The organism is Haemophilus sp. SZY H36 (genome assembly GCF_018829625.1).
Taxonomy (GTDB): domain Bacteria; phylum Pseudomonadota; class Gammaproteobacteria; order Enterobacterales; family Pasteurellaceae; genus Haemophilus; species Haemophilus haemolyticus_K.
On the sequence record NZ_JAHKKA010000003.1, the window covers coordinates 37,697 to 49,901 of the forward strand.

Below are 12,205 nucleotides of genomic sequence, written 5' to 3' on the forward strand. Positions count from 1 at the left end.
CTTAGTCTAGCGAGTAAAATAAATAACCCAACTTGTCTCATATAAGTTGGGTTATTTTCTAACTAATAAAGTACTCGCGCACGAATTGTGCCATCGATTTCCTTCAATTTCGCCAGTAATGGCGATGCATCATTTGTTTCTACATCAACGACAACATAACCAATTTTCGGGTCAGTTTGTAAATATTGCGCGGCAATATTCAGGTTGGCTTCGACGAAAATTTGGTTCAGTTTATTCAATATACCAGGACGATTTTCATGAATATGCAATAAACGTTTTGTTCCCTCGTGTTCTGGTAAAGATACTTCAGGGAAGTTGACGGAAGAAAGTGTTGAACCATTGTCTGAATATTTGACAAATTTACCTGCTACTTCAAAACCGATATTTTCCTGTGCCTCTGCTGTTGAACCACCGATATGTGGAGTTAAAATCACATTATCAAATTCGCGTAACGGTGAGACAAATTCTTCATTAATTGACGCAGGTTCAATTGGGAATACATCAATGGCAGCACCGTGAATTTTACCGTCTTTTAAGGCTTGAGCGAGAGAATCAATATCTACCACTGTACCACGCGCAGCATTGATCAAAATTGCACCTTGTTTTAATTGTGCGATACGCTCAGCATTCATTAAGTTTTTGGTAGATGGCAGCTCTGGCACATGTAATGAAACCACATCGCAAGAACTGAGTAATTCTTCAAGGCTACGAACCTGTTTGGCATTACCGAGCGGAAGTTTATTTTCGATATCGTAGAAATGTACATCCATGCCTAATGATTCCGCAATAATACTTAATTGTGAACCAATGTGGCCGTAACCAATAATTCCAAGTTTTTTACCCCGCACTTCATGAGATCCCGTCGCTGATTTATTCCAGACGCCACGATGTACTTCGGCATTCGCCTGTGGCACATTGCGCATAAGTAATAAAATCTCGCCTAATACAAGTTCTGCGACAGAACGAGTGTTTGAGAATGGCGCATTAAATACAGGGATTCCACGCGCTTTTGCCGCATTTAAATCCACTTGGTTGGTACCAATACAGAAACAGCCTACTGCGATTAATTTGGGTGCGGCCTCAATCATTTCTGCCGTTAAATGGGTGCGAGAACGCAAGCCGATAAAGTGTGCATCTTTAATGGCTTCTTTTAATTCATTACCATCTAGTGCTTTTTTATAGTAATCAATATTGGTATAGCCTGCCGCATGGAGCGTATCAAGTGCGCTTTGATGCACACCTTCAAACAATACAAATTTGATTTTTGATTTGTCTAGAGAGACTTTGTTTGTCATGTTTGCTTCCTTATGATTTTTATTATGAATTAGTCAATAATTTTGGCGCCTTCAGGCGTACCGACGATCACAACGTCTGCGCCACGTAACGCGAATATCCCGTTAGTGACGACACCCGCAACGTTGTTTAATTCTTTTTCCATTTCAACTGGATTTAAAATAGTAAAGTTGTGCACATCTAAAATCACATTGCCGTTGTCAGTCACCACTCCTTCACGATATTCCGGTGCGCCACCAAGTGCGGCTAATTTTCTGCCTACTTGTGAACGAGCCATTGAAATAACTTCAACTGGTAATGGGAAGGTCGAACCTAACACATCCACTTGTTTACTCGAATCCACAATACAAATAAATTTTTTCGCTAATGCAGCGACGATTTTTTCACGAGTGAGTGCTGCGCCACCACCTTTAATCATCATTTTTTGTGGATTGATTTCATCTGCACCATCCACATAAATATCTAAGCTCGAGACATCATTTGCATTAAATACTTCGATACCTTGTTTACGGAGTAATTCTTCTGATGCTTTGGAAGCCGCAACTGCGCCTTGAATTTTATCTTTGATTGTACCTAAAGCTTCAATAAAGCAGTTCACAGTGGAGCCACTTCCCACGCCAACAATTGTGTCAGCTTTTACATATTGTAATGCAGCTTGTGCTGCGAGTTTTTTCATTTCTAATTGATTCATTTCTTTTCCTTATTTTAATAAGTAAACGATTGCGTTACTTTATTACGAGAGTATTTAATAAACAAGTGTAATTTTCAGCAGTGATAGGTTTAACGGATAAGCTACGATTCCGTTAAAAATAATTCCAAAAGTCCATTGAGAAATAATTTGCCATGCTCAGTGATTTGCCAAGAATCATTGTTTTCCACAATATAGTTTTGTTGAATAGCAAAATCAATTTGATTTTTCACCGCACTTTGCGATAAACCTGTGTAATCTTCAAATTCTTGTTTGGGTACCGCTTCTAACAAACGAAAGCGATTCATAAAAAATTCAAAAGGGCGGTCAATTTCTGGCACGTTTTTTTCTTCGTAAAGATATTCGCCACGCAAATAACCTTTCGGGTGCTTAGTTTTAGAAAAGCGGGTAATCTCGCCATTCGGAAACGTCAATTTCCCGTGTGCGCCACAGCCAATGGCTAAATAATCCCCAAACCGCCAATAATTCAAATTATGTTTACATTGAAAACCCGCTTTTGTGTAAGCCGATGTTTCATATTGCTGGTAGCCTGCCGCAGTTAACAGTTGGTGGCCTTGTTCAAAAATATCCCAAAGCTCATCATCATCTGGCAATTTAGGTGGGCGGTAAGCAAACATCGTATTTGGCTCAATAGTAAGCTGGTACCAAGAAAGGTGAGGAGGAGATAGCTCAATAGCTTGGCGAAGATCATCTAAGGCTTCTTCCAACGTTTGGTTTGGCAAACCGTGCATTAAATCTAAGTTGAAACTTTTTAGCCCAGAAACTTTCGCTAAATTGACCGCACTTTTTGCCTCTGCTGCATTATGAATCCGCCCAAGACGCTGTAATTTGTCATCATCAAAGCTTTGTATCCCCATAGAAATTCGCGTAATGCCTGCTGATACATAACCTTTAAAACGTTCAGCTTCTACCGTGCCAGGATTCGCTTCTAATGTGATTTCAATATTATCTTCAAAATCAATCTGCGTTTTTATTTCTTTTAAGAGATATGCAATGCTTTTTGCTAAAAATAAACTTGGCGTACCGCCACCAATAAAAATTGAATGGAGTTTTCGTTGTTGAATTGAATCTTTAAAGCGCTGTAAATCAGCCCGTAGATCTTGCAGAAGGTGGTAAATATAGTCTTGTTCTGGTATATCGCCTTTTTGTGCGTGAGAATTAAAATCACAATAAGGGCATTTTTGAACGCACCATGGAATGTGTACATAAAGGGAAAGTGGAGGAAGTTTGAGCATGCTGTTATTAACAAGTTTTAAATGTGAGAACAGTTGAAAAAGTACAAATTAACGTTGTGTAAATATGAAATCTTAGCTGACACTATGAATGTTGATAAAAAGGGCCTGTTTTCACAAGCCCTAAAACATTCAATTAATTGACCGCTCTTGTTGTCTTACTGGTCGCTTTACGGCGGGGTGATTTTGCCGCTTTAGCTTCAACTTTGACAAACTCAATGCCTTCAGGCGGATTTTCCAATGCAAGGCCAAGTACTTCATCAATGGTTTCTACTGCATGAATCGCAAGATTTTGTTTTACGTTTTCTGGAATTTCTTCGAGATCTTTAACGTTCTCTTTTGGAATTAATACGGTTTTAATTCCGCCACGATGTGCAGCAAGAAGTTTTTCTTTTAATCCACCGATTGGTAATACTTTACCGCGTAAACTGATTTCACCTGTCATGGCTACATCCGCACGTACAGGATTACCTGTTAAACAAGAAACTAATGCCGTACACATTGCAATACCTGCACTCGGACCATCTTTTGGTGTTGCACCATCTGGCACATGAATGTGAATATCGCGTTTCTCATGGAATTCAGAATTAATACCAAGTTTATCCGCACGAGCGCGCACAACAGTCATAGCCGCTTGGATGGATTCTTTCATTACATCACCTAATGAACCGGTAAATGTGAGTTTTCCTTTACCAACAACGGAGGCAGTTTCAATAGTGAGTAAGTCGCCGCCGACTTCTGTCCAAGCTAGACCTGTCACTTCACCAATGCGGTTTTGTGTGTCGGCTTTGCCAAATTCAAAGCGTTTGACACCAAGATAATCGTGCAGATTATCTGAATTTACGGTGATAGATTTAAGTTTTGGATTTACCAATAAATTTTTCACTGCTTTACGGCAGATTTTTGAAATTTCACGTTCTAATCCACGAACGCCCGCTTCACGTGTGTAATAGCGGATAATATCTAAAATTGCGCTTTCTTCGACGGTAAGTTCGCCTTTCTTTAAACCATTACGTTCAATTTGTTTCGCTAACAAATGACGCATCGCGATATTAAGTTTTTCATCTTCTGTATAACCAGAAAGACGAATAACTTCCATACGATCCAATAATGGGCCTGGAATGTTCATAGAGTTTGATGTCGCCACAAACATTACATCAGAAAGATCATAATCCACTTCTAAATAGTGATCGTTAAACGTGGTGTTTTGCTCAGGGTCGAGCACCTCAAGTAATGCTGAGGCTGGATCGCCTCGCATATCGGATGCCATTTTGTCGATTTCATCAAGCAAGAATAATGGATTTTTCACCCCCACTTTTGCCATTTTTTGAATTAATTTACCCGGCAATGCACCAATATAGGTTTTACGGTGACCACGGATTTCTGCCTCATCGCGAACACCGCCTAATGCCATGCGTACATATTTACGACCAGTGGCATTCGCAATAGATTGACCAAGAGAGGTTTTACCTACGCCTGGAGGGCCAACTAAGCAAAGAATGGGTCCTTTCACTTTGTTTAAACGAGCTTGTACTGCAAGATATTCAAGAATACGTTCTTTCACTCGTTCTAAACCATAGTGATCGGCATCTAATACTTGTTGTGCTTTCGAAATGTCTTTTTTCACTTTAGAACGTTGATGCCAAGGCACTTGGATCATCCATTCAATGTAACTACGAACAACGGTTGCTTCAGAAGACATGGCTGACATCATTTTGAGTTTTTGTAGCTCATTTTCCACTTTATTGCGCACATCTGCTGGCATGCCAGCAGCTTCTACTTTTTGACGAAGTTGTTCAACTTCATCAATCGTATCCTCACTTTCACCATCATCCATTTCTTTACGAATGGCTTTAATTTGTTCGCTAAGATAATAGTTGCGCTGGCTTTTCTCCATTTGTTTTTTTACTCGGCCACGAATACGTTTTTCTACTTGAAGAATGTCAGCTTCCGACTCCATTATACCGAGCAAAAACTCTAAGCGTGCTTGCACATCAACAATTTCCAATGCATTCTGTTTATGGTGCACTGCAACTGGCAAATGTGCCGCCATCGTATCAGCAAAACGATCTACATTATCAATACGTTGAATAGCATTTAATATATCAGCAGGTACCTTTTTATTCAGAGTAAGATAATTTTCAAACTCAGACAACACCGTACTTCTCACGACATGTAATTCTTTCTCATCACCATAAGTCGTTTCGATAGGCGTTATTTGAGCAGAAAAGCATTTCTCACCATCTTCAATACTCGAGATTTTTGCACGTTGCTGACCTTCAACTAGCACTTTCACTGTGCCATCAGGTAGTTTTAGTAACTGAATAATATTAGCAATGGTACCCACATCAAATAAATCTTCAGGGGTTGGCTCTTCCAAATCTGCTTCTCTTTGAGATACTAAAAGAAGCTGTTTATCATCGTTCATCGCTTCTTCAAGGGCATTAATTGATTTTGCACGCCCTACAAAAAGTGGCATCACCATATAAGGGAAAACGACGACATCGCGTAATGGCAATACGGGCATCGTACGTTGGGTATTCTTCGCCATAATTTATCTCTCTATTAATTCTTTCCGATAATTTGGGTAAATATTGGGGTAGGGAAAAAGGAATTCAAGGAAAAGATTATAACAAAATCTGAGTTATAAAGTGGGTTTTAAACAAAAAAGAATTTTGGCAAATGAAGTGATAATCGCTAAAATGACTGATAGTTTTATTAAATTTCACAAAATATTGAGTTATGTCCGCGAAAAATAATTTTATTTTCCCCACTTACGTTCAAATGTATCCTTATTCCAAGGATCGCCCTTTTCTCAAACAAGTGCGGGAAAAATTACGCTATTATGGTTATAAATGCTTGTATCAAAAGCAATGTAGTCAATTAGTAGATTTTCTTAATACAGAAACTCAATGGCAGCCTTTATTTACACAAGATTATTATCGTATCAATACAGTTCTGACTACTTTTTGCGATAAACGCTTTTCTGCTTCAGAACGTTTAACGGCGATTACGGAGAATTTACGTTTGGCAGAAGAGAAAATGGGACGTTCGCTTTGCCAACAATTATTAGAACAACAAAATATCGTGTTAACACAATTAACTGATGATTTGCGTTTATCTTTGAGTATCAACCATATCGATCCCTTCGAAGGGTATTTTTCTATTAATATTCGTAATCAACATAATGAGCGAGTATATGATGCTTCTTTCACTTTTTTGAGCCCGAATAAATTGCTTATTGCCTCGATTCAAGGCCCTTCAAGTGACAATGCTCAAGAACTTGTAAAACAGGCTACGAAATCATTGCACGGTATGCGTCCAATGTTTCTGCTGGTCAATGCGTTCAAAATACTTGCTGAAAAATGGCAATATGAGCTAGTGGGTATTCCACACAAAGCGCAAGGAAAATATCGTCTTTCTGCGCGCAGTAAAATTTTGTTTAATTACGATGAGTTCTGGCAAGAGAACCTTGGAGAATACCACAATAATTATTGGCAATTACCTTTGGATATTGAACGCAAACAGTTAGAAGATATCGCAAGTAAAAAACGTTCTATGTATCGTAAACGTTATGAAATGTTAGACCAAATGGCATTGAATATTCAGCAACTTTAAGGAAGAAAGTGCGGTAAAAATGAGAGAAATTTTTACCGCACTTCTCAATTAGTTTTCTTGTTTTTTCACTTCATCCCACAACAAATCTAATTCAATAAGCGGCACATCATTAACTTGCTTACCTTGTTGTTGAACCGCTTGTTCTACTGCTCGAAAACGACGTTCAAATTTTAAATTCGCTTTTCGCAATGCATCTTCAGGATCACATTTTAAGTGGCGAGCAAGATTGACCGTTGCGAACAATAAATCGCCCATTTCCTCTTCCACTTTATTTTGCTCAATCGAAGTGCGGTTAATTTCAGCTTGAACTTCTTCTAATTCTTCCTGCACTTTGTCAAATACAGGGGAAATTTCTTCCCAATCAAACCCTACTTTTGAACAACGTTTTTGTAATTTTTCCGCTCTTGTAAGGGAAGGCAAAGCACGAGGTACATTATCTAAAATAGAAGTTTCTTCACTTTTACCTTGTTTTTCTTTGGCTTTCATTTCGTTCCAACGGGAAAGGGCTTCTGTTTCGTCCCCCGCTTTTGCATCACCAAACACGTGAGGATGACGGCGCACAATTTTTTCAGCTACATCTTGCAATACATCGTCAAAAGTAAAGTATTTATCTTCCGTAGCAAGCTGGCTGAAGAAAACGACTTGTAACAATAAATCCCCTAATTCTTCGCGTAAATTTGGTATGTCTTTCTTCTCAATCGCTTCGATTACTTCGTAAGTTTCTTCCGTTAAGCAAGGAATCATGGATTCATAATTTTGTTTTAAATCCCAAGGACATCCGCCATTTGGATTACGCAATTGAGCAATAAGTTGAATAAAATCCTGAATAGAATAATGCATTGTCTCGCCTCCTAATCAATAATCTATCTGTTTAATAGTATAACGGAACAATAAGAAAAAGGGTGTAAATACAATCGCTTTTTAACTACTTTTTCTTTATACTCTAGCCCCTAGAAAATCTTTTATTAAGCTGGACAAGATGGAAAAAATTATTATCGATCACGATCGTTTTTCTCGTACAATTTCACGCATTTCCCATGAAATCATTGAAAAACACCAATCTCTCGATAATGTAGTGATTGTTGGAATCAAACGCCGCGGGGCTGAAATTGCCGCATTATTACAGCATAGAGTAGAAAAATTAAGTGGTAATAAATTACCATCTATGGAACTGGATATTACCTTTTACCGAGACGATCTAACCTTAGTAGATCAAGAGGATAAAATGCCTGTATACAGTGGCTCCTCACAATATTTGAATATTCAAGACAAAACAGTAATTCTTGTCGATGATGTACTTTTTACTGGTCGAACCATTCGAGCAGCAATGGATGCACTCACTGATTTTGGTAGAGCAGCAAAAATTGAGTTAGTCATTTTTATCGATCGTGGACATCGAGAACTACCAATTAGGGCTGACTATGTAGGAAAAAATGTCCCAACAAGTCGCGAGGAATTAGTACAAGTTCGCACTGAAAAATATGATGGTTGCTATGAAGTTGCTATTATTGGGAAATAATTACTGTCACTTGTGAACCTTCTTTATAACTGATAATCTAAAGAGCATTGTTGATACTTTTTGATAAAACAGAAATGAAAAAATCTACATTTAAATCATTGTTTTTAGCCACTATTAGCACCATTGTTTTAGCTTCTGTTGTAAAAGCCGAAGAACGTGTTGTAGCAATGGTGAATGGCGTTCCAGTCCTTGAAAGCCAGATTCAAGCGAATATAGGAAAAAGTGGAGATCGCCAAGTTGCTTTAGATAAAATCATTGATGACATTTTGCTTCATCAAGCAATGCAAGATGTGAAAGCCCCTTCAATTGACCCTAAAGCATTAAATGCAGCTGTAGAGCAACAGCTTAATCATATTGCTGCAGCAAACAATTTAACCTTAGGGCAGTTCGCTATTGCGCTAAGTAATGAAGGTTCCTCACTAAATGAATTTCGCCAGCGTATCGCAAAAGATGTCAGAAAAGCCTGGGAAAACCAATTACAAACGATGACCCGCGATGCAATTCGAAATAAAGCAATTCATGAAAGCGTGGATGTTGAACAAGCACGTAGTGAAGCTTGGGCCCTTGGACAAAAAATGTTAGAGGAAGCAAAAGAAAAAGGTTCTGCACAGAAAATAACAGGAAAAGAATATGAAGTTCGTCATATTTTGCTTAAACTAAATCCAATGCTAAATGATGCACAAGCCAAAGCAGAACTTACAAAAATTCGCTCAGATATTCTTGCTGGAAAAATTTCTTTCTCAGATGCAGCGTTAAAATATTCAAAAGATTATTTATCCGGCGCAAATGGCGGCAGTTTAGGTTATGCATTCCCTGAAACTTATGCGCCACAGTTTGCACAAACTGTTGTACAAAGTAAACAAGGAGTAATTTCTGCACCGTTTAAAACAGAGTTTGGCTGGCACATTTTGGAAGTGACAGGGATGAGAGACGGCGATCTTACTGCTGAGGCCTACGCACAAAAAGCCTATGAACATTTAGTAAACTCTCAGTTGCAAGATGCAACAAAAGATTGGGTTAAGGCATTGCGTAAAAAAGCAGATATCCAATATTTTAATAAATGATTTAATATTTAAAAGAAAGGGGCTTAATTGCCCCTTTTGTTGTTTTTTGTTTTTTATTTTCTCTTTCTTATATCTTATGAAGAAATTTTTAATTGCGATTTTACTTTTAATTTTGATTTTAACGAGTGTGGTTAGTTTTGGTTATTACAAAATTACTGAATTTGTAAAAACTCCGCTAAATGTGCAGGCAGATCAACTTTTAACTATTGAACGTGGCACAACTGGTTCAAAATTAGCCGCACTTTTTGAGCAAGAAAAGTTAATTGATGATGGGAGATTATTACCTTATTTGCTGAAGTTGAAACCTGAGCTAAATAAAATAAAAGCAGGGACTTATTCTCTTGAGAATGTTAAAACTGTGCAAGATTTACTGGATTTGCTTAATTCAGGTAAGGAAGTGCAGTTCAATGTAAAATGGATTGAAGGAAAAACCTTCAAGGATTGGCGAAAAGATCTTGAAAATGCATCGCACTTGGTGCAAAGCGTGAAAGATAAGAGTAACGAGGAAATTTTCACATTACTTGATTTGCCAGATGTTGGTAGAAATCTTGAACTAAAAAATGTGGAAGGTTGGCTTTATCCTGATACTTACAACTATACACCTAAATCGACAGACTTAGAGCTACTTAAGCGATCCGCTGAGCGAATGAAAAAGGCGTTAAATAAGGCATGGAACGAGCGTGATGAGGATTTACCTTTAGCGAATCCTTATGAAATGTTGATTCTGGCTTCTATCGTAGAAAAAGAAACGGGCATTGCTACTGAGAGAGCAAAAGTGGCCTCTGTATTTATCAACCGTTTGAAGGCAAAAATGAAATTACAAACGGATCCAACGGTAATTTATGGTATGGGTGAGAATTACAGTGGTAATATTCGTAAAAAAGATTTAGAAATGTCAACGCCTTATAATACTTATGTGATTGATGGATTGCCACCGACGCCAATTGCTATGCCAAGTGAAAGCTCGTTACAGGCTGTTGCGAACCCTGAAAAAACAGATTTTTATTATTTTGTGGCAGATGGTTCTGGTGGACACAAATTTACCCGAAATTTGAATGAACATAATAAAGCAGTACAAGAATATTTACGTTGGTATCGCAGCCAGAAAAATGCCAAATAAAAGTGCGGAAGAAAATATGAAAGGAAAATTTATTGTCATTGAAGGCTTGGAAGGTGCGGGGAAAAGCTCCGCTCATCAGTCTGTTGTGCGAGTCTTGCATGAACTTGGTATTCAAGATGTCGTATTTACACGCGAGCCTGGTGGAACCCCGTTGGCAGAGAAATTACGCCATTTAATTAAACATGAAACCGAAGAACCTGTGACAGATAAAGCAGAGTTATTAATGCTTTATGCGGCACGTATTCAGTTGGTGGATAACGTGATTAAGCCTGCTTTAATGCAAGGAAAATGGGTGGTGGGTGATCGCCATGATATGTCATCTCAAGCGTATCAAGGTGGTGGACGTCAATTAGACCCGCATTTTATGCTCACCTTGAAAGAAACTGTATTAGGAGATTTTGAGCCAGATCTCACAATTTATTTGGATATAGATCCAATTGTTGGTTTAGCGCGAGCCCGTGGACGTGGCAAGTTAGATCGTATTGAACAAATGGATTTAGATTTTTTCCATCGCACTCGAGCACGCTATTTAGCGTTAGTACAAGATAATCCAAAAGCAGTAGTGATTAATGCTGAGCAGAGTATTGAACTTGTTCAAGCTGATATTGAAAGTGCGGTTAAAAATTGGTGGAAATTACACGAAAAATGACCGCACTTTACCCTTGGTTAATGCCAATTTATCATCAAATTGCTCAAACCTTTGACGAAGGTTTGGGGCATCATGCTGTGCTGATTAAAACTGATTCTGGTTTAGGTGTAGAAAATTTATTTGATGCGCTTGCACAGAAAATAATGTGTGTGGCTAAAGGTGATAAACCTTGTGGTCAATGCCATTCTTGCTATTTAATGCAAGCTCATAGTCATCCAGATTATCATGAATTGAGCCCTATTGATGGTAAGGATATTGGCGTCAATCAAGTACGCGACATTAATGAAATAGTTGCTCAACATGCACAACAAAACGGTAATAAAGTGGTGTATGTGCAAGGTGCGGAACGTTTAACGGAAGCGGCTGCTAATGCGTTATTGAAAACATTAGAAGAGCCTCGTCCAAATACTTATTTTTTACTTCAGACGGATAGTTCAGCAAGTTTATTAGCAACCATTTACAGTCGTTGCCAAGTGTGGAATCTGTCCGTGCCTAATGAACAAATGGCTCTTGATTGGTTGAAATCAGAAAGTGCGGCTGAAAATCAGGAAATTTTGACCGCACTTGCGATGAATCTTGGGCGTCCGCTTTTAGCATTAGAGACTTTACAACAAGAGCTTATTGAACAGCGTAAAAACTTCTTACGTCAATTTTGGGTGTTCTATCGCCGACGTTCACCATTAGAATTGCTTCCGTTGTTTGATAAAGAACGCTATGTTCAGCAAGTGGATTGGATTTTGGCTTTTCTTTCCGATTGTTTAAAACATAAACTTGAAATTGATAGTCATCGACAAGTTGCCGATCTTGGCCGCGGTATCGAACAATTCAGCGATGAGCAAACCGCTCTTGGTTTATTACAAGCAATCAAAATTATGCAAAAAGTGCGGTCAGATTTGCTTACAATTAATGGTGTGAATGTTGAATTGATGCTATTAGATAGCTTGACCAGATTAGTCACAGAAGTATTTGAAACGCAATAAATTAAAGATATATCGTCTATG

General features: G+C 38.3%; 11 protein-coding genes. 6 read left to right on the plus strand and 5 right to left on the minus strand.

Translation table 11 applies throughout. The features are described from left to right. Positions 1 to 62: 62 nt before the first annotated feature. From serA to lon, 4 genes are all read right to left on the minus strand, one after another. Positions 63 to 1,295 (minus strand): phosphoglycerate dehydrogenase, encoded by a 1,233-nt coding sequence (gene serA / locus KP713_RS06160; RefSeq protein WP_048952942.1) that lies wholly within the window; start codon positions 1,293 to 1,295, stop codon positions 63 to 65. A gap of 29 nt (positions 1,296 to 1,324) precedes the next feature. Next, positions 1,325 to 1,984, minus strand: a complete 660-nt coding sequence (gene rpiA / locus KP713_RS06165; RefSeq protein WP_048952943.1) for a ribose-5-phosphate isomerase RpiA — start codon at positions 1,982 to 1,984, stop codon at positions 1,325 to 1,327. A 101-nt stretch (positions 1,985 to 2,085) separates the two neighbouring features. Then, on the minus strand, positions 2,086 to 3,237 hold the full coding sequence (gene hemW, locus KP713_RS06170) for a radical SAM family heme chaperone HemW (RefSeq protein ID WP_215770154.1): 1,152 nt from the start codon (positions 3,235 to 3,237) through the stop codon (positions 2,086 to 2,088). Positions 3,238 to 3,370: 133 nt separating this feature from the next. Continuing rightward, positions 3,371 to 5,785, minus strand: coding sequence for an endopeptidase La (lon, locus tag KP713_RS06175; protein WP_215770155.1), 2,415 nt, complete (start codon positions 5,783 to 5,785; stop codon positions 3,371 to 3,373). 191 nt (positions 5,786 to 5,976) lie between these two features. Here lon and KP713_RS06180 point away from each other — a divergent pair, with 191 nt between their 5' ends. After that, complete coding sequence (locus KP713_RS06180; protein ID WP_140524539.1) at positions 5,977 to 6,852, plus strand: VirK/YbjX family protein; 876 nt, start codon at positions 5,977 to 5,979, stop codon at positions 6,850 to 6,852. 48 nt (positions 6,853 to 6,900) lie between these two features. Here the strand turns inward: KP713_RS06180 and mazG are convergent, their stop codons facing one another. Next, entirely contained in the window at positions 6,901 to 7,692 is a 792-nt protein-coding gene (mazG, locus tag KP713_RS06185) for a nucleoside triphosphate pyrophosphohydrolase (protein WP_215770156.1), read from the minus strand. Positions 7,693 to 7,831: 139 nt separating this feature from the next. On the opposite strand from mazG, the gene pyrR reads away from it, so the two are divergent. From pyrR to KP713_RS06210, 5 genes are all read left to right on the plus strand, one after another. Continuing rightward, positions 7,832 to 8,371: a bifunctional pyr operon transcriptional regulator/uracil phosphoribosyltransferase PyrR gene (pyrR, locus tag KP713_RS06190; protein ID WP_048952948.1), complete on the plus strand. Its 540-nt coding sequence runs from the start codon at positions 7,832 to 7,834 to the stop codon at positions 8,369 to 8,371. A gap of 74 nt (positions 8,372 to 8,445) precedes the next feature. After that, positions 8,446 to 9,435 carry a peptidylprolyl isomerase gene (locus KP713_RS06195; RefSeq protein WP_140527374.1) on the plus strand — a complete coding sequence of 330 codons (990 nt, stop codon included), beginning with the start codon at positions 8,446 to 8,448 and terminating at the stop codon, positions 9,433 to 9,435. A gap of 76 nt (positions 9,436 to 9,511) precedes the next feature. After that, a complete protein-coding gene (gene mltG, locus KP713_RS06200) occupies positions 9,512 to 10,555 on the plus strand; it encodes an endolytic transglycosylase MltG (RefSeq protein WP_140527375.1) in 1,044 nt (347 codons plus the stop codon). Positions 10,556 to 10,571: 16 nt separating this feature from the next. Beyond that, a complete protein-coding gene (tmk, locus tag KP713_RS06205) occupies positions 10,572 to 11,204 on the plus strand; it encodes a dTMP kinase (RefSeq protein WP_215770157.1) in 633 nt (210 codons plus the stop codon). Further along, positions 11,201 to 12,184 (plus strand): DNA polymerase III subunit delta', encoded by a 984-nt coding sequence (locus tag KP713_RS06210; RefSeq protein WP_215770158.1) that lies wholly within the window; start codon positions 11,201 to 11,203, stop codon positions 12,182 to 12,184. The genes tmk and KP713_RS06210 overlap by 4 nt, the downstream gene beginning before the upstream one ends. Positions 12,185 to 12,205: the final 21 nt, after the last annotated feature.